Below are 22,372 nucleotides of genomic sequence, written 5' to 3'. Positions count from 1 at the left end.
TCCCCTATAGATTCAATCCAGAACCCCTATAGAATGCCATTTTCCGCAACGTATAATGGTTGTAATTTATCGAATAAATAGTTGGAAGGAGCTGAAGCAATTGAAGGCCGCATCGGTAAAACCGGTATATGAGATACCATGGACACTTGAAACGAAGTACTGTCATGACGGCATGCCGCTGTCGAACGGGGTGTTCGGCGCTCTGGTCTGGTTTCAGGCGCAAACCGTGATGCTCACGATCAATCGGGCGGATTACTGGGATCACCGGGGAGGAACGCAGTGGCGTGACGATTGTACCTTCGATCATCTGAAGTCGCTGCTGCAAAGCGGAGATTTCGAAGGCGCCCGCAGTCTTTATCCGACGATGATGATGAACGGAAAAGAAAAGAGGCCGACCCGTCTTGCGATGGGCCGCTGCGATGTGTTGCTGAAGCCGGGCGTTACGATCGAAGCCGCTTCGCTCCGCCTCGACGAAGGGGAAGCCGTCATAAGCTGCCGAATGGATGGGGAAGAACGTCTGATCCGCGTCAGCATAGCGATGGAGAGCCCGGTGCTGCTGCTTTCCGCGGACAAGGAGATGATTGAAGGCATCGAGATGAAGCCTGCTTACTCCTTCGAGAAGGTGAAGACCTACTTTGACGATTTCGGCATTTCGGCTCCCAAAGCGGTTCAGCTGCCGGACGGGGAGGGCTGGGTTCAGGAGCTTCCCGAGGATCCGGCGTGCGCTGTGATGTATGCGCAGCCGGAGAGCGGAATTGCCATCGCGGCGGAATACGGCGAAACGGCGGAGCAGGCGGTGCAGGCGGCGCTTGAACGGCTGCATGACGCCAAGCCGCTCGGATACGATGGGGCGCTGCAGGAAACGAGGAAGCGCTGGCGCGCCTTATGGGAGCAGGCGGCGGACATTTCGCTTCCCGACCGTGAGATCGAGAAGATGTACTATTTGGGAATCTACCGGATGCTGGGCAGCTCGATGCCGGGGAAAATCGCTCCAACGCTCCAAGGGCCATGGGCCGAAGAATACCGCAATCCTCCCTGGAGCTGCGATTACCATTTTAACATTAATGTCCAGGAATGCCTGTGGCCCGCATACGGCGCCAATTTGCTGGACAGCCTGCAGCCGCTCTTTACGATGATCGACAGCTGGAAGCCGACGCTTGCAAGCAATGCGAAACGGTTCGTCGGAATCGACGACGGCTATATGCTCGGGCATTCCGTCGATGAACGGGGACGCCCTGTCGGGGGCATGTGGACGGGAACGATCGACCAGGCGAACACTTCATGGGTCTCTCAGATGATGTGGCAGTACGCCCGCTACGCCGGTGATACGGATTACCTTGTGACCGAAGTTTACCCGTTTATGAGGAAAGCGCTTAATGTCTTTTATGCGATGATGGACAAGGAAGGGAACGAATACTCGCTTCCGGTGTCGGTTTCTCCGGAATACGGAGGCTCGTCTCCGGACGGGCTCGGCCGCAATTCAACTTTTTTCCTCGTTAACGTTCATTTTCTGTGCGAGAAGCTGCTTGAGCTTGAAGAGAAATACCGTCTGGATGCGGACTACGCGCAGTTTGTCGCCGATGTTAGGACAAAGCTGCCTGCCTATACGGCCGGACCGCGGCAGTATCAGGAGTTCGGCACGAAGCCGGGCCTCGAGCTGTATTTGTGGGAAGGCCAGCCGCTGTCGGAATCCCACCGCCACCATTCGCATCTGGCCGGCATTTACCCGTTCGATACGATGGATCTGTCGGATCCCGAGCAGCACGAAATCGTATCCAATTCGTACAAGTCCTGGGTTGACAAAGGGATGGGCCGCTGGGCCGGCTGGTCGATGCCTTGGGCTTCCATCCTGCATAACCGGCTGGGCCGGGCGGATATGGCGCTGCTGTCGCTTTACCTGCTGAAGGATGTATATATGATGCCGAGCTATGCGACGCGGCATAATGCGAACTACAGCGGTTTTTGCCAATTTACCGGCGGCGACACGATGCAGATGGAGGCTTCGATCGCCGCTGCCGCAGCCGTTCTGGAAATGTACGTGCAGTGTGTCCGGGGTTCGATTCGTGTATTCACGGGACTTGCGTCACGCTTTAAGGACGCTTCGTTCTCGGGCATCCGCGCGGAAGGCGCGTTCCTCCTGTCTGGAGTAAAGCGCGACGGCAAAGTGAGCACAGTCACGGTATTCAGTGAACGTGACGAGACGCTTCGCATGAACAATCCGTTCGGAGGGAAGGCGTTCATCCGCCGGGGCGGCACGCTGATTGAAACTTCGGAGCGGCTGATCACGCTAGAGCTTCACGCCGGCGAAACGGTCAGCTTCGAGAATGCCGGCGAATATAAAGGAGGATGACGAATATGCTGCGAGCAGCTGCATGCAAAACGGAATACGCCGTCAACCCGGTCGGCATCGATTCGATGCGCCCCCGCTTGTTCTGGAAGCTCGAGTCGGATGAGCGGGACGTACGGCAAACGGCCTACCAAATTATCGTCGCTTCATCCCGCGAGAAGCTGGAGCAGGGCGATGCGGATATGTGGGACAGCGGTAAAACGGCTTCCGGCGAATCGATTCAAATCGTTTACGCGGGGCGGGAGCTTCGATCGGAAGGCGAATATTTCTGGAAGGTTCGCGTCTGGGATAACCGGAATCAAGCTTCGCCGTGGAGTGAGACCGCTTATTGGACGATGGGGATTTTAACGCGCGACGAGTGGAAGGCGAAATGGATCGGCAGAAAGCCTATTCCGGGAGACGCTATGCAGCCATCTCCTTATATGCGCAAATCGTTTGCCGCGGGCAAGAAGGTTCGCCGCGCAGTCGTTTACGCCACCGCCCTTGGGTTGTTCAAGCTGAGTGTGAACGGGGAAGCGGTCGGCCATCTGTTTGCTCCGGGCTGGACGGATTATGACAAGCGGGTCCAAGTGCACGCTTACGATATTACCGGCAAGATGAAGCAGGGCGAGAACGTATTCGGCGTTATTCTCGGTGACGGCTGGTATGCGGGGACGGTCGGATTTCTCGGCAAGCGCGTTTACGGAGAACGTCCGTTTTTCCTCCTGCAGGCAAGCATTGAATACGAGGACGGCAGCAAGGAGCTCGTTGTTACGGACGGATCGTGGACGATAGCCGAAGGGCCGATCCGTTACTCCGACATGATCAAGGGCGAAACATATGATGCGCGTCTGGAGCTGACAGGCTGGGACCAGCCGGGCTACGACGCTTCCGGCTGGGAGCCGCCGGACGTAAGACCCGGCTATAACGGTTTGCTCGTTGCAGCGGAGGAGCCGCCAATCCGCATTACCGAAACGGTTAGTCCGGTTAGCGTCAGAAAAACCGAAGCCGGGACATACATCTACGATATGGGACAAAACATGGTCGGCTGGACCGAAGTAACCGTCAAAGGCGAGCCTGGAACGAAGATTACGCTTAGCCATGCCGAGATGCTGAATCCGGACGGCACGCTGTATCTGGACAATTTGCGGGTGGCGGTGCAGCAGGATCATTACGTGCTTAAGGGCGGCGGCGAGGAACGGTACGAGCCTCATTTTACGTTCCACGGCTTTCGTTACGTCGAGCTGATCGGTTTCCCGGGGGAGCCGGAGCTGACGACGATTAGCGGAAAGGTGATCCATTCCGATACGCCTGCAGCGGGAAGTCTGGAAACGTCCGATCCGATGGTCAACAAGCTGTATTCCAATATCGTATGGGGTCAGCGCGGCAATTTTCTGTCCGTCCCGACGGACTGCCCGCAGCGCGACGAGCGGCTGGGCTGGACGGGAGACGCGCAAATTTTCGCCCGGACGGCTTCCTACAACATGGATGTATCGAGATTTTTCACCAAATATATGAGGGATATCGTTGATGCGCAGCAGCCGTCAGGAGCCTTCACGGACGTTGCGCCCGACGCCGGATGGATCCGCCATAAAATGTGGAATACGCGGCTGAACTGGTTCGCGCCGGATAACGCGGGCTGGGGAGACGCCGGGGTCATTATTCCGTGGACACTTTATTTGATGTACGGCGACACGCGCATTCTCGAGGAAAATTACGAGGCCATGGCGCGCTGGGTGAACTACTTGAAGGCGAACACCAGCAATCTGATCCGGCCCGATTATGCCAACTACGGCGATTGGCTGTCGATCGGCGCCGATACGCCGAACGAAGTGCTGGCGACCGCATATTTTGCCTACAGCACGAAGCTGATGGCGGCTATTGCCGGCGTATTAGGCAGGACAGAAGACCACAGCCGCTATGAACGGTTATTCGGGCAGATCGCGGAGGCATTCCGTTCCAAATTCGTCTCGGCTGACGGGTTCATCCGCGGCGATACGCAGACGGTGTACGTGCTGGCGCTGCAGTTCGGCCTGCTGACGGAGGGATTAAAGCCCAAGGCGACGCGCCGCCTGGCGGAAAATATCCGGGAGCGCGGCAATCGCCTGTCGACCGGCTTTCTTGGCGTAGGTTATCTTCTTCCGGCTTTGACGGACAGCGGCGAGCTGGACACCGCTTATGAGCTGCTTACGCAGGAAGCTTTCCCGTCCTGGATGTATTCGATCAAGCACGGCGCTACGACAATTTGGGAAAGATGGGACGGTTGGACGGAGGAGAAGGGGTTCCAGACGCCTTCTATGAACTCTTTTAACCATTATTCGCTAGGTTCGGTAGGAGAATGGATGTTCCGCTATATGGCAGGCATCGAGGCCGATCCGTCGGAGCCCGGCTTCCGCCATTCGATCATCCGGCCAAGACCCGGAGGGCGTCTTAAGCATGTGAAGGCCGGATACGAATCGCTTTACGGGACGATCTCAGTTGAATGGAAGCTGAAAGAAGACAATCGTCTGGAGCTTGAAGTCGAGGTGCCCGCAAACGCAAGCGCGACGGTGCACGTGCCGGGAGCGGATGTAACGTTGGATGGAGAGGAACTGGGGAGCTCCGTTTATCGGATCGGTTCGGGTACATACCGGTTTACAAGCACATTCGAAGCCTTTGGAGACTCGCTGGCAGACAGGAAGAAGGAAGCGGAGGTACAACCATGAAAAAAATATGTTTAGGTATTCAGGAAAACGCATCGCCCCGGATACTCCACGGACTGAAGCTTCTTACGGAAGCTTTGGAGGCATGCGGTTGCGTGACGGAGCTGTCGGAGGGGTCGTGGAGCTCCCTGACTTACCGGGGACGGTCTGAGCTGAAAATTTACATCGGCAACCGGGAGGAGTCGGAGTTTATCCGGTCGCTGGAGCATCAAGAGGTACTCATCTATCATTCGCAGCAGCCGGGCAAGGAAGGGTTCTATATCGCTTCGCTGCCGGGCAACCTGATCGTCGTTTCAGGCGGAAACGATAGCGGCGCCTTGTACGGAGCCCAGGAGCTGGCGGGTCGCGTTCGCCGCGAAGGGCGGGTGCCGGATTTGCTTGCGCATGGCGAAACGCCGGAATTCGTGCTTCGCGGTCCGGTGCTCGGCCTGCAAAAGACGGAAATCGAGCCGCCGCGCCGCACGTACGAGTACCCGATTACGCCGGACCGCTTCCCTTGGTTTTACGACAAGGCGATGTGGCTGCAGTATCTGGATATGCTTTGCGAGCAGCGAAGCAATGTCGTGTACATTTGGTCGGGGCATCCGTTCTCCTCTTTGGTGAAGCTGCCGGATTACCCGGAAGCGCTGGAAGTTACGGAAGAAGAATACCGGCTTAACGTGGAGACGTTCGGCTGGCTGACGGAGGAAGCGGACAAACGGGGCATCTGGGTCGTTCTGAATTTTTACAATATTCATATCCCGCTGCCGTTCGCGGAAAAGCACGGCCTTGAGCTGCATCAGCCGAAGCCGCTTCCGATCACCGCCGATTACACGCGCAAGGCGGTCGCGGAATTCGTAAGGTCCTACCCGAGCGTCGGACTTATGATGTGCCTCGGCGAGGCGCTGCAGGGCAGCATTTACGGCGCGGAGTGGTTTACGGATACGATTTTGGCGGGCGTGAACGAAGGCCTCCGGGATTTGAACGTGAAGGAACAGCCGCCGATCATCCTCCGCGCTCACGCGGTTAAGGCCGAACCGATTATCGAGAAGTCGGTCCCGCTTTATCCGAACTTGTTTACCGAAGCCAAATACAACGGAGAGTCGCTTACGACCTGGACGCCGAGAGGCGGTTGGAAGCAAACCCATAACAATTTGAGCGGGATGCAGTCGGTTCATATCGTCAACGTTCACGTGCTTGCGAATCTGGAGCCTTTCCGCTACGGCTCGCCCGCCTTCATTCAGAAGAGCATGCAGGCGGCGAAGCACCGGCAAAAGGCGAACGGTCTGCACCTTTACCCGCTGTTTTTCTGGGATTGGCCTTACAGCGGGGACAAGACGAAGCCAAGGCTGAAGCAGGCGGAGCGGGATTGGCTCTGGTATGCCGCATGGGCGCGTTATGCCTGGAATCCCGACCGCGACCCGGAGACGGAACGCCACTATTGGATCGGGGAGCTGGCCGAGCGTTTCGGCACGAAGGAAGCCGGCGCCGCTTTGCTTGATGCGTACGACGCTTTCGGCGAATGCGCGCCGCGGCTGCTGCGCCGCTTCGGCATTACGGAGGGCAACCGGCAGACGCTCTCGCTCGGCATGAAGATGAGCCAGTTGACCAATCCGGACCGCTATTCTCCTTACAGAGCGCTGTGGGAGGATCATGCTCCGCAGGGCGAGCGGCTGGAGCTGTACGTTCAGAGAGAGCTGGCGGGCGAGCCCCATATCGGGGAAACGCCGATCGACGTCGTCGAATCGGCCGAGCTGTTCGCGGAGCGGGCATGGACGGCCATCCGGAGCGCAAGCCCGCATGTGACCTGCAACCGGGAAGAGTTCGACCGGATAACTAGCGATGTGGAAGCCATTCTGTACATGGTGCGCTTCTACGGCGCCAAGGTAAGAGCCGCCATCCAGGTGCTCACCTACAAACATACGGTGAACGGCAGCTACCTGGAACATACGGATCTATTGGAGGAAGCTGCGACTTATCTGCAGGTAAGCGTGGAATGGTACTCGAAGCTGACGGAGCTGACAGAACAAACCTATCTGTACGCGAACAGCATGCTGACGCCGCATCGTAAAATTCCGGTGCCGGACGGCCGGAAATTCAAGCATTGGACGGACTGCCTCCCGGTATACGAAGAGGAGCTCGCAAGCTTTAGGGCCAGAGTAAGCGACCTGTCGGCCGGAAAGCTGCCTGCGCAGGTTAGCGGGGAAGAGAAGATCGAGCCTTACCGTGAAGCCGGCTTCCGGCTGACGTCCCCTGGTATGGAGACGTATAAGGTATCGAAGGACAGCTTGCTGTTCAGTGACGGCGAAGTATACGTGCAAAGCTGTGCGGAGGAGCTCGAGGGCCTGACCGGCATCCGGTTCAGCCGCGAGGAAGCGGCGAAAAACGGAGTGATCGTCGAGTTCGAGGCGGATACGCCGGTCCGTCTGCTGGTCGGCTACTTCAATTCCTCCGACGGGCAGTGGCTTCAGGTGCCGACCTTGGACGAGAATACGCATGCGGATGAACGGGGCGGTTTGTCTCCTGTTTTGCGAAAAGGGATCAAGACTTCCTTTTACCCGAGCGTTAACGTTCACGCGTTTCTGTACGAGGCGGGAAGTCACTTGCTGAACCTGGGCAAAGGAGCCTTTGCGGTGCTTGGCGTCATCGGAGCCGATCAGGAGCTGAAGGAGCGGGACGTATCGCCGTTCAGCGAAAGCTCCCGCTCGCTCGATTGGTTATATGAAGGCGAGAACAAGAAAGGGGCGTTGTCGCACTGATGGAAGCGGCTCGGGAACAAGCGGTACGGCCGATGGCGAGAAAGATCGTCTGTCTTCACAAGCTGTCGGACGACAGTATCCGGCGGATCCGCGAGGCCGCTCCGGAATGGGAGCTCGTCTGCAACGCCGACAAGGAGACGTTGAAAGCGCAGCTGCCTTATGCCGAGATTATTGCGGGCTGGAATGAGCAGGCCCTCGAGCTGGTTACAAGGGAGGAAACTCCGCTCCGCTGGGTGCAGTGCTGGGGAGCCGGCGTCGATCAAATGCCGCTGGAGACGTTCGCTCGCAAAGAAATTTTATTAACCAATGCAAGCGGCGTCCATGCGTTTCCAGTTTCGGAATCGGTGCTTGCGATGATGCTGGCTTTTGCCCGGAGATTGCATGTCACGTTGCGAAATCAAGCGAACGGCAAATGGAAAAGCCCCGGCTCGCTTCGGGAAATTCACGGCAAAACGGCAGCCGTTATCGGCCTTGGCGCGATTGGAGAGGAGACGGCCAGACTCGCCAAAGCGTTCGGCATGAACGTGCTGGGCGTCAGAAGATCGGGAGGGGAGTCTCCTTATGTGGACCGCATGTACGATATCGGCCGTCTCATGGAGGTGCTCGGGCAAAGCGATTATGTGATCGTAACGCTTCCGCTGACGAATGAGACCCGGCACCTGTTCGGACAGGCGCAGTTTCGCGCGATGAAGCCTTCGGCTTATTTCATTAATATCGGCCGGGGCGGAACGACGGACACCGACGCGCTGGCAGACGCCCTGCGGAATGGGGACATTGCCGGCGCGGGCCTCGATGTGTTCGAGCAGGAGCCGCTGCCGGCTGCAAGTCCGCTGTGGGAGATGGAGAATGTGATCGTCACTCCGCACATTTCCGGCCTGACGATTAATTACGAGGAACGCGTGATGGACATTTTTATGAGCAATTTGCAGGATTATCTCGTAGGAAAGACAGCGTCCGTTAACGTTGTCGATTTCAGAAAGCAATATTGAAAAAAACACAGCAGCCCGTCCTTCATCGGCGGGCTGCTGTGTTTTTTTGAAAATCCGTGCTTGACTCAGTAGGGCTGCTGGATCAGCGCCGCGGCGCCGATCAGGCCCGCATCCTGCTGCAGCCGGGCGGGAACGATGGCGGTCTCCCGGCCCGAAGGGTTCAGCGCATGCTTGGATACATATTGCTGTACGGCGGTAAACAGCGGCTCGCCTACCTGGGAGACGCCTCCGCCGATCACGATCTTGGTCGGGTCGAGCAAATTGATGAGCGATACGCAGCCCATGCCGATGCAGCGGAATACCTGCCCGATCAGCTCGGACATTTGCGGGTCGCCCTGTGCGGCCAGCTCGAACGCTTCCTTCGAGGACACCTCGCGGCCGAGCAGCTCCGTTGCTTGGCGCGTGATGGCGGTGCCCGAAGCGACAAGCTCCCATGGCGTGCCTTCCTTATCGACGATCATAAAGCCCGCATCGCCGGCATTTCCCGTCGAGCCGGTAATCAGCTTGCCGTGCAAATAGATGCCGGCGCCTATTCCGGTGCTGATCGTAATAAAGATGAAGTGATCGGTATCCTGCGCCGCACCGAGCCATTTCTCCGCAAGTGCAGCGGCCGTCGCGTCGTTTTCCATTTTGACCGGCAGCTCAAGATGCGATTTTAACGCCTCCACGACCGGGAAACCCCACCAGCTCCGCAGATTGGGAGGGCAGGTGAGCTTGCCGCCCCGCGTATCAAGCGGACCGGGCGCTCCTACGCCGACTCCTTTCATGCTTTCAACCGCAAGCCCGTGCTGCCCGGCAAGCTCCTTCACAGCATCCGCAATCCTGGCCGTCATCTCGGACGGCGATACCGACAAATCCGTTTTCAGGGAGCCTTTGGCGAGCACGGTTCCCTGTTCGTCCACGAATCCGTACGCGACCTTTGTTCCTCCAATGTCAATTCCAATTGCAATACTCACGCAGCAACCTCCATTTAACTGAAAAAAATGTTTCTCTATCTGTCCGACAAAAAGTCTATCATACTCGCGCTGTATTAGAAAGAAGGGGGGAAAGAAGCCTATCTTTTGAAATATAAGAAAGTACAAATTTCACTTTGTACTAGACTTATATTTCAGCGCGAAACGAGCTTTTGCCGCCAAAGGGCGGCGTCAGCCGTTTACGCTTGTCCATAAGTTCTTCTGTACAAATAACCGGGGTTATAGTAATATCCAATCGAAAGAGACGCTAGACGAAGAGGATCCCTTGCGCCGCGAGGGATCCTCTCCCTGTTTTCCTATCTATTTAAAAGAAGAAGGTATCGATCCAAATGGAGCCAAATGACCAACAGAGCACGAGAATCGTCAAGCTCGGCATGCCGATGACCGCAAACGTGTGGAGGAACGTCCAAATCGACCTGGGAGCATCCTGTTTGTTCAGCCTGTTTAATGTCGTGATCAACCAGTTTTACATGGCCTTTGCGATCCAGCAGGGCGCAAGCAATTTGCAGGTAGGGCTTTTATCCGCCGCGCCCGCGATCGGATTAATCTTATCTCCTGTCTGGGCTTCGTGGATCGAGAAGGCGGACAACCCCCGTCCTTTTATGATCATTCCGAACGCGATCGGACGGCTGCTGCTTCTATTTCCGGCATTTTTTCCCTATCCGTCCGTATATGTGGCTGCGGTGGTCCTTTTCCAGCTGTTAATGGGCATTCAAGCTCCCGCGTACGCAGCGCTGGTGTCGCGAATTTATCCGTCCGACCTGCGGGGGCGGCTGATGGGTTATGTAAGGGTCGCCATGGGAATTCTGATGATTCCGCTCGCATATATCGTCGGCAGTTGGTCGGATGCGTTCGGCCCGTCCGGACCGCTGATTGCCGCATCGATTGCCGGCTTTCTGTCCATCGCCCTGTTCAACACGCTCAAGATTCCGGCACAGGCGGAGAAGGCGAAGATGATATCGGCCAAAAAAATATCAGGTTTCCCGCTCCAGGAGCAGTGGAAGCTGATTAAAGAAAATCGGACGCTGGCCGTTTTTTTGGCGGCGACCACTTTTTCGGGCTTTGGCAACATGCTGGCTAATCCGCTGTACCAAATCATTCAGGTCGACGTGCTGGAGCTGTCGAATGTGCAAATCGGGTATGCGCGCGTCGCTTATTTTACGGCGCTGCTGCTGACATTCCTGATCGCGGGCTGGATGATCGACCGCTTCAATATCAAATACACGCTGTTGTTCGGCATAGCCGCATACGCTATCGTGCCGATGCTGTACGGCGTTTGGGGCAGCTATGCCGCCGTCGTGACGGGCAATGCGGTCCAGGGCATCGGCGAGGCGATATGGGATATCGGCATTCTTGCCTTCGTATTCCGGCTGGCGCCGGGACGCGAGGCGATGGTGTTCGGGCTGCATCTGATGCTGTTCGGCTTCCGCGGATCGCTCGGTCCGATTCTCAGCTCCTCGCTCTCGGACAGCGTGTCCTTGTCGACGCTGCTTATTCTGGCATCGGTATGCGGCTGGATCGGCACGCTTCTGTTCGCTTCAGGCAATTGGAAGCGCAGGCCTTTGGGATAGGGCCGCGGGCAGCGAAGTCTAACGAAGAAACGGGCAAATGGTCGAAAAGGAATTGACGCTTTCCGACTTAGAAGCGGACGACATCGTATCCGTTATGCTGAAGGATGATACTAGGAGGCCGAAAGCATCACCGTCCGGACGGGCGGCTTCGGCGGGGGAGGAGAAAGACCGCCCGGGCAGCAGCAGGCTCCGCAGGAAGCTTAGCCGGATTCAGGAGCTTCATAGTGTTAATCGGCCCCGGGCTAATGCCTGGGGCCGTTTCGTTTTGTAATTCAATCAATGAGCAGTCCAGGGGAATTATCCCCCCGTTTAGGCGCTTCGGCATATTAGTATCCCGATGGAGTATGAATTGAATAGCTGTATTTACTGTATTTAATTCGTACGAATTCCCTCATATGTCGAAAATAACTGTATTTGACGATTATAAATTCAGTAAAATTGGCGAAATGAGCTGTTTTCCCAAAATTAACTGCAATCAATCCATTTATCTCAAAAAATCAGGCTACATATAAAAATAAGGGCAAGAAATCCATTTATTCATGAGCCAATGGCCGTTGAACGTGAAGGGTGACGTTTATTAATAAGCAATACTTACTTGAATATCCTGATCGTAGTTGCCGAACTGCCTGCCGAACAGGCTGAGCCCGCCGCTGTTTTCCGCCGATTCGGGAGCGCTTATGCGGAAGCGGATATCCTCGCCGTAGCGGAACGCGAGCTCCTTTACCGTTTTGTCCGACATGCGGATGCCGTCGATGAATGAGCCTTCCGAGTCGACCGTGATTTGTTTAAGCAGGCCGTGCTGGGTGCCCAGATCCCACCAATCGGGCGTATAGACGCCTCTCGCGGCACCGAAGTCGCCGGGACAGGTCCACATGCCGAGACAGACGTCATTCAAGTAAAAATAAAGATCGGACGGCCAGTTTTCATTATAATGGGGAGCTTCCGAGCACATTTCCAGTGAAAGGGAGATGCTGCTTACCGTCTGCTTCCCGACGAGATAATTTGGAATCCTGTATTCGATGTAGCCGCTGCCGAACCACAAATGTTTTGCCTTGACATGCTCCGGATCGGAAAAATAACGGGGATCGTCAACGATTCCGATAATTTTCGAATCCGAGCAAAGACCGCAGGTCGGCTTTACTTCATAGGCCGAATATTGGCCGATCGGAATCGAGACATTATAGCCGTTATGGTCTGCTTTTCGTTTGGCCCGGAACTGGAGTGATGCCGTTTCCAGCGTCAAATAGCAGAGCTTTTGCCGTCCTCTCGTGCTTGGCACGCTTTCCGTCGTAATGATGGAGACTTCCTCCAGCTTTTGGATATGCTTGGTCACAATGGCCGACGAAATGCCCAGCGCTTCAGCAAGATCTTTTATGTTCATCGGACGCTCATTCAGCAGTTCAATGATATGGATGCGGGTTTCCGAGGCAAAACATTCCAGAAACTTCAGGTTTTGCCGATTAACCTCTATGTTCATGCAATAAGCGCCTCTTCCTGTTCTTTTGCTATATTATATAATCCGGAAGTTAATTTCACAATTTGGAAGTTCAGAAATGGTCCGCTTTCGGAGCATAAAAAAAGCCTGCCCGTGTCAATGGAATGACAGCGGGCAGGCTTTACGATTAATAAATGGAAATCGTCAGCGTGTCGCGTTCGAAGAATGAATGCAGCGTTGCTTCGCTTCCGATAATTTCGACGCTGATTAACGATTTGATACATGTTTTTAGCGCGTTTTTGCCGGTCGTCAGCTTGCGGTTGAGCACCGCGGAAAGCTTCTCGATCGCTTGCTTATTCGTATCGGTTAAGTATACAGGTATCGTTTTATTTTGGAAGTTCATTAATGTTTTCATGGCAAAGTCCTCCATCCCGTTATGGAATTTTTATCAGTGTAACCGACAAATATTAAATGATTCTTAAAAAATCATGAGATTTTAGTTACAAAATTGTAACCTTTGTCAAGCTATGTGCGGTGCTCGGCAGTTTCCGTCTGTTTTTTTCGGAATTGCGAAGGTGTACATTTCATCATTTTGCGAAATACTTTAACGAAGTAGCTGATGTGATCGAAGCCGACATCCAGCGCCACGGCCGATATTTTGCGGTCGGGCTGGAGCAGGAGCTCGGCGGCTTGCCTGATCCGGTAAGCGTTCAAATACTCGATCGGCGTTTGTCTTGTCATTGTCTTGAAAAAGCGGCAAAATTGGCCCTCGCTCATCGGGATCTGGTCGGCGATTTCCGAAATGCGGATCGGTCGGTGATAGTGCTGCTGCATGTACAAAATGGCCGTTTTCAAACGGTCAATCTTCGTCGTATCCGCGGAATTCGTCTCGCTCCGGTTGCAGAAGCATCCTTCCTCGGACAATTCGTGCAGCATAAAGTAAAAATGTCCTTTAACAGCGGCTTCGAAGCCCGGCTTCTGCTTCTCGCATGAGTCCATGATGCCCCGGATATGCTCCAGCAGTTTGCGCTCCCACTGTGTTTCCGGCTTGATGTGCCTCGGAAAGGTCCGCTTCTTGTCCTGCAGCGGAGCAACGTAGCGCTCCTGAACGGCGTCGTAGCTGGCGCTGGCCAGCAGATGCGTGTCGAACACGATCGCGCAATAGGTGCATGTGGAGCGGCCGATGGCATGTCCCGCATGAATATCTCCGCCGTCGATAAAAACGGCTTCGCCTGCGCGTACGGGAAAGTAGTCCGTATCGATCTGGAAAAGCGCCTCGCCTTCAAGCACGATAAAAAATTCGGCTTCCGCATGCCAGTGGCAGTCCAGCACCGGCTCGCCGGGCGCTCCCGGCTCCATCCAATACGCGGCGAGAGGAAACATGTTGTCGCCGTGAAGGCGGTCTTCTTTTAAGGCGTGGCGGGTTGTCTGATCCATGCTGCGTGCGCCTCCCTGTAAAGCATTCGTAAGATCGGGTCGTTTTGTGTCGTGTTTTATCAAAATAGTGCTATAGATGAGCATGATTTTGTTAGAATAGGATGCTTCAATATCAGTATAATGCAATTATAACGCAATGCAAACAAAATCAATCAGAAAGTTGGTTCAATCTATGAAATTTACAGATGGCAACTGGCTCATTCGAGAAGAATACACCGTTCTGGGAGCGGTACAAGCCCACGATTTTGAAGAAAGGGACGGCAGGCTTACGGCCTACGCGGCTCCGCGCCCGATACTGACCCGTTCGAATATGCTGGATACGATGCTTCTTACGGTCCATTTCCATTCCCCGCTTCCGGGCATTATCGGCGTTAAGCTCGTTCACCACGCGGGCGTAGTCGATCGCGGACCGGCTTTCGAGCTGTCCTCGCAGACGGGCGATCACGTCGTAATCGAAGAGAATGAGAATGAAGCGGTGCTGACCAGCGGCTCCTTGAGCGTGCGCATCCGCAAAGGTCCGGAGTGGGCGGTCGATTTCTACCGCGGCGACGAACGGATTACCGGCAGCACGCAAAAATCGATGGCTTACATTAAAGAGAACAACGGAAACACGTTTATGCGCGAGGAATTGGACGTTGGCGTTGGCGAGTGGGTTTACGGCCTCGGCGAGCGTTTTACTCCGTTTGTAAGAAACGGGCAGGTCGTTGATTTGTGGAACAAGGACGGCGGCACCAGCTCCGAGCAGGCGTACAAAAACATTCCGTTCTATATCACTAACAAAGGTTATGGCGTATTTGTAAATCATCCGGAGCTTGTCTCGTTCGAAATCGCTTCGGAGAAGGTGAAGAAGGTTCAATTCAGCGTTGCAGGCGAATCTTTGGAGTATTTCGTTATCGACGGGCCGGCTATGAAGGACGTGCTTGGCAAATACACCAGCCTGACCGGCAAGCCGGCGCTTCCTCCGGCATGGACGTTCGGCCTGTGGCTGACAACTTCTTTCACGACGAATTACGACGAAGCGACGGTTAATTCCTTTGTTGACGGCATGGCGGAGCGTAATTTGCCGCTGCATGTATTCCATTTCGACTGCTTCTGGATGCGCGAATTCCATTGGACCGACTTCAAATGGGACGAGCGCGTGTTCCCGGATCCGGTTGGCATGCTTACTCGGCTGAAGGAAAAAGGGCTTAAAATTTGCGTGTGGATTAACCCTTATATCGCACAGCGCTCCCGTTTGTTCGAGGAAGGCAAGCAAAACGGCTATCTCGTTAAAAAGCCGAACGGCGACGTATGGCAGTGGGATTTGTGGCAGCCGGGCATGGCGCTCGTCGATTTCACGAATCCGGCCGCATGCGAATGGTTTGCCGGCTACCTGCGCGACCTCGTGGACATGGGCGTCGACAGCTTCAAAACCGATTTCGGCGAGCGGATTCCGACGGACGTCGCTTATTTTGACGGCTCCGATCCGATGAAAATGCACAATTATTATACTCAGCTTTACAATAAAGTTGTATTTGAGGTGCTCGAAGAGAAGCTGGGCAAAAACGAAGCGGCGTTGTTCGCGCGCTCCGCGACGGCAGGCGGCCAGAAGTTCCCGGTTCACTGGGGCGGAGACTGCTATGCGGATTACGAGTCGATGGCGGAAAGTCTGCGCGGCGGCCTGTCGCTCGGCATCTCGGGCTTCGGCTTCTGGAGCCACGATATCGGCGGCTTCGAGAATACCGCTCCCGTTCACGTCTTTAAACGCTGGCTGGCATTCGGCCTGCTCTCCAGCCACAGCCGTCTCCACGGCAGCAAATCGTACCGGGTGCCTTGGGCATACGATACGGAGGCAGTTGACGTTACGCGCTTCTTCACGAAGCTGAAATGCCGCATTATGCCGTACCTGTTCAACACAGCCGTACAAGCGACGGAGCTTGGTCTGCCGTCCATGCGCGCCATGGTGCTCGAATTTCCGGAGGATCCGACCTGCGAGCTGCTGGACCGCCAATATATGCTGGGGGACTCGCTCCTGGTCGCTCCGATCTTCAACGAGCACGGCAAAGTAACCTATTATTTGCCTGCCGGCAAATGGACTCATCTGCTGACCGGCGAGGTTGTCGAGGGCGGAGCATGGCGCAAGGAGCAGTACGACTTCTTCAGTCTGCCGCTGTTCGTTCGTCCGAATTCGATTATTGCTCTTGGAGCAAACGATGTTCGTCCGGATTACGATTATGCGGACGGCGTTGCGCTGGAGCTGCATAACCTGGAGGATGGACGCACGGCTCAGACACAGGTTCGCGACGTAAAAGGCGCGCTGGAAATGACCGTTTCCGCTACCCGCAGCGGCAGCGCGATCAGCGTTAAGGTTGACGGAAGCGGCAAGCCGTTTACGTTTGCGGTCAAAGGCTTGGGCGAAATTGCATCCGCCGAGGGCGGCGTCGAAGTTACGAACGGCATCGTGCGTGCGGGCACGGGCGAGAAGCAAGTGGAGTTTACGCTCCGATTGGCATAATTTCACCTTTCAAAACAAGCAGTCCTGTCTAAGCCGGTTATCCGGCTGCGGCAGGGCTGCTTGCTGCTTTCCATTTACAAATTAAAAACGGATACACCAAAATAGCATAAGAAAAGGCTAATAAGACACCTATTTTTCATTTATAACTGCCGATATAATGAGAGTCGGAAAGCAAAATCAAATACACAATCAGAACATATATAAGGGAGTGCGACGTACATGACAAAAATGGCGGTTGGCTTGCAGCTGTATACTCTGCGCGACGCTTTGGCGGCGGATTTCGAAGGCACGCTCCGCAAGGTTGCGGCAATGGGCTACGAAGGCGTAGAATTTGCAGGCTACGGAGGTATGAAAGCGGAACAATTGCGCGACCTGCTGCAAGAGCTTAACCTTAAGGCAATCGGCAGCCACATCGGTCTTCAGCTCCTCGAGGAACGTCTGGACGAAGAAATCGCATACTTGCAAACGATTGGCGCGAAATATGCCATTTGCCCTTGGCTGCCGGCCGATGCCCGCGATGCGGAAGCCTGGAAAAGCCATCTGGTAAAATTCGAGGAATACGGGAAGCGTTTCCGAGAAGCCGGCATTACCTTCGCCTACCATAATCACGACTTCGAATTCGAAGTGGAAATCGACGGTCAAATCGTATTTGAAGCGATGTACGAACGCATCGATCCGCAATTCCTGCAGGTGGAGATGGATATCGGCTGGGTTCAATATTCGGGCAAAGACCCGGTTGCTTATATTGCGAAATATGCCGGCCGCTTACCGCTGCTTCATCTGAAGGATTTCCGCGCGGGCGAGAAGGGCCAGCAAATCGATACGGTCGAGCTCGGCCGCGGCGACCTGCCGCTTCTTCCGATTATCGAGGCCGCTTCGAAGGCGTCCGTCGAATGGCTGATCGTCGAGCAGGACGTTTGCGCGAATCCGCCGCTTGAAGCCGTTGCCGAAAGCATGCAATGGATGAAAAACAACTATTTAAAATAGTAAATTGGAGATTTCACAGCCAGTCATTTAACTTTAAAAAAAGGCAGGGAACAAATATGTCCAAAATTCGTGTAGCAGTCGTAGGTTGCGGTTCCATCTCGAAACATCGCCATATTCCTGAATATGCAGGCAATAAAAACGTCGAGCTTGTTGCATTCGTAGATCCGGTGATCGAACGCGCGGAGCTCTACGCCGAGAAGCACGGCGGCAAAGCGTACGCCGATTTCGAGGAGATGCTGGCGGAAGTAAAGCCTGACGCGGTCAGCATTTGTACACCTAACGCCCTGCACGCTTCGATGTCGATCGCGGCGGCCAACGCAGGCGCACACGTGCTCGTTGAGAAGCCGATGGCGGTGACGGACGAGGAAGCGGAAGCGATGATCGAGGCCGCAAAGAAAAATAACGTTCATCTGATGGTTGGACACAACCAGCGCTTCATGCCTCCGCACGTAAAAGCGAAACAAGTATTGAAATCCGGAGTGCTAGGCAAAGTGCTGACGTTCCGCACTTCCTTCGGTCATCCGGGCCCGGACGGCTGGAGCGTTGACGGCGCTGAAAGCTGGTTCTTCCGCAAGAAGGAAGCCATTATGGGCGCAATGGGCGACCTTGGCGTTCACAAATCGGACTTGATCCGCTGGATGCTGGACGATGAAGTGTCCGAGGTGGCAGGCTTTGTCGGGACGCTTGATAAGGAAACCGATGTGGACGATAACGCGTCCTGCCTGCTTCGCATGAAGAGCGGCGCGATCGGCACTCTCGTTGCAAGCTGGACCTATTACAAAGGCGAAGACAACAGCACGATTCTTTGGTGTGAAAACGGCGTTATGAAGATCGGTACGCATCCGGACGATCAAGTTATCGTCGAGCTGCGTAACGGCACGATTGAGAAACATAAGGTCGGTGCGATTTCCACCAACGAAAAGCAAGAAACAAGCGGCGTTATCGATTCGTTCATTAAGAGCATCGTGACAAACACGACTCCTGAAGTTACGGGTGAAGAAGGCCGCGCATCGCTCAAAGTCATTCTTTGCGCTTTCGAATCGCAAGAAACAGGCAAGTTCGTCAGCGTGAACTAATAAAAAGGGCAATACCTCCGACCGAAGGCTGAGCGCCGATCGGGCGGAGGTATTCTTTTTTGAACACTATCTTGTAATGAAGAATAGCGTGTGATAAATTATACGCACAATAGATCGAACGCGGCTGGCTATTCATTATTGCTTAATAGCTGGCAATGAAGGATATGCAGCGTTACGGGAGATGAAGCAACATTTCGATTACGGAGGCTGCAGATGAACATTCAATTCAAAAAGGGCGTGCTTGAAATTTGCGTTCTCGTTCTCGCTACAAGAGGAGACCGATACGGGTACGAGCTGGCGGTGAAAATTTCGGAGAAGTTCGAGGTGGCGGTAGGCAGCGTCTATCCATTGCTCAACAGGCTGACGCAGGACGGGTATTTTTCCACTTATTTGAAAGAATCGACCGAAGGGCCTCCGCGCAAGTATTACCGGTTAACGCCGGAGGGCTGGCGGCATATGCGGATTCTGATCGCGGAATGGCAGGATTTCACTCAGGCGGTTAACGAGATTATTGAGGAAGGACTAAGACCATGAGAACAAGAGACAGCTATATGATGGAGCTTGAACGGCTGCTTGGAACCATCCCCGAGCATAAGCGGAAGGAGTGGCTGTACGATTATTACTTGCATTTTGAGCAAGCGGCTTTAAACGGCCAAACCGAGGAGGAGGCTGCAAACGAGCTGGGCGACCCCCGAATGATCGCAAGCGAGCTGATGCTGAGCTACCGTGTGAACCAGGCGGAGGCGAACCGGAATTTCGGAGGTCTGAAGCTCGGTCAAAAATAAGAACTCAAAAATAAGAATAAGGAGAAAAGAAGGCTATTTCCGGCGCAAAATCGGCTGATTTGCGGGAAAAGCCTTCTTTTTTTCGTGAAAATCGGATTGAAACGTCGATGAGCATATTCTCATAAAGCAGTAGCCGCGCAGATTTGAGGACGATTTTCGGGAGATTGCCAGTTTTTGTGTCATGAAACGCCAAAAATCACGTGATAAGATAAGTGGCGTCGGGAAGATGACACACAAACAAAACGGCAGCGACGAACGAACAAGCTATCGTCCCTAAGTCGTTTTGAATACAACTATAATCCAGGAGGATGATTTCATTGAAGATGCAACCCATTCGTGTAGGTGTCGCCAGCTTAATCGCAGCAACGGTAATCGGCGCAGGGGTAACGGCTCCAACTGTTGGCGCAGCACCGGCTGTGAATACAAACTCTACGGTGCAAACTTATTTCCTTAACCAAGATTCCATTAAAGATATTGCAAATAAATTTGGCATCGATCTTGGCAACATCAACTTTGGCGGCGGCAGCTTTAACTGCCCGTTTCTTCCGGGCAACGGCACAGTAACTCAGCCGGTTCAACCAACTCTGCCGACTCAACCGGCAGCTCCTAGCACAGGTACCGGCACAGTAACAAAGCCGACAACGCCAAGCACGGATACAGGCACAGTAACAAAGCCGACAACGCCAAGCACAGGCACAGGCTCGACAACAAAACCGACAGCTCCTAGCACAGGTACAGGCAACACTGACAGCGGAACGGCCAACATGAGCTCTTTCCAATCCCAAGTCGTTGATCTTGTTAACCAAGAGCGTGCAAAAGCCGGTTTGTCAGCGCTTACGGTCGATACGCTTCTGACGAAGGTAGCTACTGAAAAAGCAAAAGACATGGATGTTAACAACTACTTCAGCCACACTTCGCCGACTTACGGTTCGCCATTCGATATGATGCGCTCCTTCGGCGTAAGTTATTCTTATGCCGGCGAGAACATCGCATCCGGTCAAAGAACACCGCAAGAGGTTATGAACGCTTGGATGAACAGCCCGGGACACCGCGCTAACATCCTGAACGGCAACTTTAAGGAAATCGGCGTCGGATACGTAAACGGTGAATGGGTACAAATGTTTATCGGCTAATGGCTTCTTTCAATTGGACAAGGCTTCAAACGTTAAGGGCGCCTGGCGCCCTTAACGTGTTTTAAAATATAAGATCGTATAAATGGATTGTATTCAAATTATGATTTGTAATTAGCGCATTCGCAGTTGGGAAATTGCGGAAGCGACCAGGAGGCTACTTACTAATGCTTAAAAAACGTACGTTCGCAGCAGCCTTAATCGGCATATCCATGATGATGGCAGCCGGGACAGCCGCTGAGGCAGCTTCAAAAACACATACAACGAATGACAATGATACATTCTGGAAGCTTTCCAGGCAGTATAACGTTCCTTTGGACAAGCTGCTTGAGGCGAATCCGGCCATCGATCCGCTTAATGTCTACGCGGGCTTGAAAATGACGATTCCTGCCGCAGCGGCAGCATCGAACAATGCCGCCGCTGCTAAGACATCCGCTCAGCAGACAGCCAAAACGGTAACCGCTTTTAACGGTAAACAGTATGCCTACTCAAAAGCTCTTCTCGTAAAGGCTACGGCTTATACGGGAGCCGCTTCGGAAAACGGCGGATGGGCAGGTCTCGACTACTTCGGCAACAAGCTGCAGGTCGGTACGGTAGCCGTCGATCCGAAGATGATACCGCTCGGAACGAAGCTGTATGTTGAAGGCTACGATTATAACGGCTTGCCGAAGGGCGGCATGGTCGCCACCGCAACGGATATCGGAGGTTCGATCAAAGGGAACCGCATCGATATTTTCGTACCGGACTCGAAGCGGCAAGCACTCAAATTCGGCATTCAGGACGTGAAGGTTTACGTGTTGAAATAAGCCGGACGCATAAACAAACAAAGAAAAGGCATTTCTCCCTAACGCGGACGGAATGCCTTTTTTCCGCTTTATTGCCTTCGGGACGCAGGCTGGCCGAGAAGCTCCGGCAGGGTGACCAGCTCGTACCCTTGGACGCGCAGAAGCTCGATGAGCGGCGGCAGCGCATCGATCGTTCCGCTAAGATCCTGCCCGATGCCGCCGCCTGCATGCTGAAGCACGATCGATCCCGGTTGCAGCGTTTCCCGGATATGGTTCAGCACGATCCGGCTGCTCGGATTATTCCTCCAATCGTTCGAATCGACATCCCAATTGACAATTGTATACCCGGCAGCTCCGCTCCATTTTACCTGCTGGGGCAGCACTTCCCCGTATGGAGGGCGTACATAATGAGGCGAATAGCCGACGATCCCTTTCAATATGCCGTCCGTGCGCAGGATTTGGTTACGGTATTGCGCTAGCGTAAGCTTGGACATGACGGCATGGTTGTAGGAATGATTTCCGATAATGTGGCCTTCCCGGTGTATTCTCCGAACAAGGTCGGGATTATCCTCGGCGCGGACGCCAACGACGAAAAAAGTCGCGCACACGCCGTACTGTGCCAGGATGTCAAGAATGGCAGGCGTAAATCTGGCATCGGGCGCATCGTCGAACGTAAGAGCAATCCGTTTCGCCTTCCGCGGACCGTGCAACAGGAAAGCGTCGGGAAACCGGTTGTGAAGATTGACCCATGACATGTCCGAAGCTTTTGCTTTTGGCAATTTGCGCTTCGTCTTATGCTCCTTTGGAACGGAATAACCTTCCGCGTATACCGCGGGGAGGGGCTGATGTATGAGAAGGCCGGCTATGCAGGCCGCTATTGCTGTAAGCTTGAGGAGTTTGCGAGACGTTCCGATCATTGCCGATCCTTCCTTGTAAGGTAAAA

General features: G+C 54.3%; 18 protein-coding genes. 13 read left to right on the top strand and 5 right to left on the bottom strand.

Annotated elements, in window-relative coordinates:
- Positions 1 to 100 precede the first annotated feature (100 nt).
- Genes KP806_RS11150 through KP806_RS11135 form a run of 4 tightly spaced genes read left to right on the top strand, consistent with a single transcriptional unit; the run spans position 101 to position 8,755 of the window.
- Complete coding sequence (locus KP806_RS11150; protein ID WP_224723675.1) at positions 101 to 2,350, top strand: glycosyl hydrolase family 95 catalytic domain-containing protein; 2,250 nt, start codon at positions 101 to 103, stop codon at positions 2,348 to 2,350.
- Between the two features lie 5 nt (positions 2,351 to 2,355).
- Entirely contained in the window at positions 2,356 to 5,031 is a 2,676-nt protein-coding gene (locus KP806_RS11145; RefSeq protein WP_224723674.1) for a glycoside hydrolase family 78 protein, read from the top strand.
- On the top strand, positions 5,028 to 7,766 hold the full coding sequence (locus KP806_RS11140) for a beta-N-acetylhexosaminidase family protein (protein WP_224723673.1): 2,739 nt from the start codon (positions 5,028 to 5,030) through the stop codon (positions 7,764 to 7,766). The genes KP806_RS11145 and KP806_RS11140 overlap by 4 nt, the downstream gene beginning before the upstream one ends.
- The gene (locus KP806_RS11135; protein ID WP_224723672.1) at positions 7,766 to 8,755 is read left to right on the top strand and encodes a D-2-hydroxyacid dehydrogenase; all 990 of its coding nucleotides are present in this window, start codon (positions 7,766 to 7,768) and stop codon (positions 8,753 to 8,755) included. Before KP806_RS11140 ends, KP806_RS11135 begins: the two co-directional genes overlap by 1 nt.
- Positions 8,756 to 8,820: 65 nt before the next feature.
- Here KP806_RS11135 and KP806_RS11130 read toward each other — a convergent pair whose 3' ends face one another.
- The gene (locus KP806_RS11130) at positions 8,821 to 9,711 is read right to left on the bottom strand and encodes an ROK family protein (RefSeq protein ID WP_224723671.1); all 891 of its coding nucleotides are present in this window, start codon (positions 9,709 to 9,711) and stop codon (positions 8,821 to 8,823) included.
- A gap of 347 nt (positions 9,712 to 10,058) precedes the next feature.
- Between KP806_RS11130 and KP806_RS11125 the strand changes: the two genes are divergently transcribed.
- Together KP806_RS11125 and KP806_RS11120 are read left to right on the top strand one after the other, a co-directional pair.
- The gene (locus KP806_RS11125; RefSeq protein ID WP_224723670.1) at positions 10,059 to 11,300 is read left to right on the top strand and encodes an MFS transporter; all 1,242 of its coding nucleotides are present in this window, start codon (positions 10,059 to 10,061) and stop codon (positions 11,298 to 11,300) included.
- 37 nt (positions 11,301 to 11,337) lie between these two features.
- Complete coding sequence (locus tag KP806_RS11120; RefSeq protein ID WP_224723669.1) at positions 11,338 to 11,571, top strand: hypothetical protein; 234 nt, start codon at positions 11,338 to 11,340, stop codon at positions 11,569 to 11,571.
- Between the two features lie 306 nt (positions 11,572 to 11,877).
- On the opposite strand, the gene KP806_RS11115 is transcribed toward KP806_RS11120, so the two are convergent.
- The 3 genes from KP806_RS11115 to KP806_RS11105 all read right to left on the bottom strand — a co-directional run bounded on the left by KP806_RS11115 (position 11,878) and on the right by KP806_RS11105 (position 14,172).
- A complete protein-coding gene (locus KP806_RS11115) occupies positions 11,878 to 12,777 on the bottom strand; it encodes an ArsR/SmtB family transcription factor (protein ID WP_224723668.1) in 900 nt (299 codons plus the stop codon).
- A 145-nt stretch (positions 12,778 to 12,922) separates the two neighbouring features.
- Positions 12,923 to 13,150, bottom strand: coding sequence for a 3-dehydroquinate dehydratase (locus KP806_RS11110; protein ID WP_224723667.1), 228 nt, complete (start codon positions 13,148 to 13,150; stop codon positions 12,923 to 12,925).
- A 110-nt stretch (positions 13,151 to 13,260) separates the two neighbouring features.
- Positions 13,261 to 14,172: an AraC family transcriptional regulator gene (locus tag KP806_RS11105; protein ID WP_224723666.1), complete on the bottom strand. Its 912-nt coding sequence runs from the start codon at positions 14,170 to 14,172 to the stop codon at positions 13,261 to 13,263.
- 172 nt (positions 14,173 to 14,344) lie between these two features.
- Between KP806_RS11105 and yicI the strand changes: the two genes are divergently transcribed.
- The 7 genes from yicI (at position 14,345) to KP806_RS11070 (ending at position 21,450) form a co-directional block, all read left to right on the top strand.
- Positions 14,345 to 16,666 (top strand): alpha-xylosidase, encoded by a 2,322-nt coding sequence (yicI, locus tag KP806_RS11100; RefSeq protein WP_224723665.1) that lies wholly within the window; start codon positions 14,345 to 14,347, stop codon positions 16,664 to 16,666.
- Positions 16,667 to 16,885: 219 nt separating this feature from the next.
- Complete coding sequence (locus tag KP806_RS11095) at positions 16,886 to 17,653, top strand: sugar phosphate isomerase/epimerase family protein (RefSeq protein WP_224723664.1); 768 nt, start codon at positions 16,886 to 16,888, stop codon at positions 17,651 to 17,653.
- A 56-nt stretch (positions 17,654 to 17,709) separates the two neighbouring features.
- Positions 17,710 to 18,729 carry a Gfo/Idh/MocA family protein gene (locus tag KP806_RS11090; RefSeq protein WP_224723662.1) on the top strand — a complete coding sequence of 340 codons (1,020 nt, stop codon included), beginning with the start codon at positions 17,710 to 17,712 and terminating at the stop codon, positions 18,727 to 18,729.
- A gap of 213 nt (positions 18,730 to 18,942) precedes the next feature.
- Positions 18,943 to 19,263 carry a PadR family transcriptional regulator gene (locus KP806_RS11085; RefSeq protein WP_224723661.1) on the top strand — a complete coding sequence of 107 codons (321 nt, stop codon included), beginning with the start codon at positions 18,943 to 18,945 and terminating at the stop codon, positions 19,261 to 19,263.
- Positions 19,260 to 19,514, top strand: coding sequence for a DUF1700 domain-containing protein (locus tag KP806_RS11080; protein WP_224723660.1), 255 nt, complete (start codon positions 19,260 to 19,262; stop codon positions 19,512 to 19,514). The genes KP806_RS11085 and KP806_RS11080 overlap by 4 nt, the downstream gene beginning before the upstream one ends.
- 323 nt (positions 19,515 to 19,837) lie before the next feature.
- Positions 19,838 to 20,647 (top strand): CAP domain-containing protein, encoded by an 810-nt coding sequence (locus KP806_RS11075; RefSeq protein WP_397376389.1) that lies wholly within the window; start codon positions 19,838 to 19,840, stop codon positions 20,645 to 20,647.
- 164 nt (positions 20,648 to 20,811) lie between these two features.
- Positions 20,812 to 21,450, top strand: a complete 639-nt coding sequence (locus tag KP806_RS11070; RefSeq protein ID WP_224723658.1) for a 3D domain-containing protein — start codon at positions 20,812 to 20,814, stop codon at positions 21,448 to 21,450.
- 68 nt (positions 21,451 to 21,518) lie between these two features.
- Here the strand turns inward: KP806_RS11070 and KP806_RS11065 are convergent, their stop codons facing one another.
- Positions 21,519 to 22,346 (bottom strand): polysaccharide deacetylase family protein, encoded by an 828-nt coding sequence (locus KP806_RS11065; RefSeq protein WP_224723657.1) that lies wholly within the window; start codon positions 22,344 to 22,346, stop codon positions 21,519 to 21,521.
- Positions 22,347 to 22,372: the final 26 nt, after the last annotated feature.

The sequence above is a fragment of the Paenibacillus vietnamensis genome (assembly GCF_020169515.1).
Lineage (GTDB): Bacteria > Bacillota > Bacilli > Paenibacillales > Paenibacillaceae > Pristimantibacillus > Pristimantibacillus vietnamensis.
The sequence above is the reverse complement of the archived record's forward strand: the minus strand, read 5'-3'. Positions and strand labels throughout refer to the sequence as shown.

Bases quoted from the DNA above. Each gene is read 5' to 3' on its own strand.
- KP806_RS11145 (WP_224723674.1), top strand. From the start codon at position 2,356: ATGCTGCGAGCAGCTGCATGCAAAACGGAATACGCCGTCAACCCGGTC.
- KP806_RS11140 (WP_224723673.1), top strand. From the start codon at position 5,028: ATGAAAAAAATATGTTTAGGTATTCAGGAAAACGCATCGCCCCGGATA.
- KP806_RS11135 (WP_224723672.1), top strand. From the start codon at position 7,766: ATGGAAGCGGCTCGGGAACAAGCGGTACGGCCGATGGCGAGAAAGATC.
- KP806_RS11125 (WP_224723670.1), top strand. From the start codon at position 10,059: ATGGAGCCAAATGACCAACAGAGCACGAGAATCGTCAAGCTCGGCATG.
- KP806_RS11120 (WP_224723669.1), top strand. From the start codon at position 11,338: ATGGTCGAAAAGGAATTGACGCTTTCCGACTTAGAAGCGGACGACATC.
- KP806_RS11115 (WP_224723668.1), bottom strand. From the start codon at position 12,777: ATGAACATAGAGGTTAATCGGCAAAACCTGAAGTTTCTGGAATGTTTT.
- KP806_RS11110 (WP_224723667.1), bottom strand. From the start codon at position 13,150: ATGAAAACATTAATGAACTTCCAAAATAAAACGATACCTGTATACTTA.
- KP806_RS11105 (WP_224723666.1), bottom strand. From the start codon at position 14,172: ATGGATCAGACAACCCGCCACGCCTTAAAAGAAGACCGCCTTCACGGC.
- yicI (WP_224723665.1), top strand. From the start codon at position 14,345: ATGAAATTTACAGATGGCAACTGGCTCATTCGAGAAGAATACACCGTT.
- KP806_RS11095 (WP_224723664.1), top strand. From the start codon at position 16,886: ATGACAAAAATGGCGGTTGGCTTGCAGCTGTATACTCTGCGCGACGCT.
- KP806_RS11090 (WP_224723662.1), top strand. From the start codon at position 17,710: ATGTCCAAAATTCGTGTAGCAGTCGTAGGTTGCGGTTCCATCTCGAAA.
- KP806_RS11085 (WP_224723661.1), top strand. From the start codon at position 18,943: ATGAACATTCAATTCAAAAAGGGCGTGCTTGAAATTTGCGTTCTCGTT.
- KP806_RS11080 (WP_224723660.1), top strand. From the start codon at position 19,260: ATGAGAACAAGAGACAGCTATATGATGGAGCTTGAACGGCTGCTTGGA.
- KP806_RS11075 (WP_397376389.1), top strand. From the start codon at position 19,838: ATGCAACCCATTCGTGTAGGTGTCGCCAGCTTAATCGCAGCAACGGTA.
- KP806_RS11070 (WP_224723658.1), top strand. From the start codon at position 20,812: ATGCTTAAAAAACGTACGTTCGCAGCAGCCTTAATCGGCATATCCATG.
- KP806_RS11065 (WP_224723657.1), bottom strand. From the start codon at position 22,346: ATGATCGGAACGTCTCGCAAACTCCTCAAGCTTACAGCAATAGCGGCC.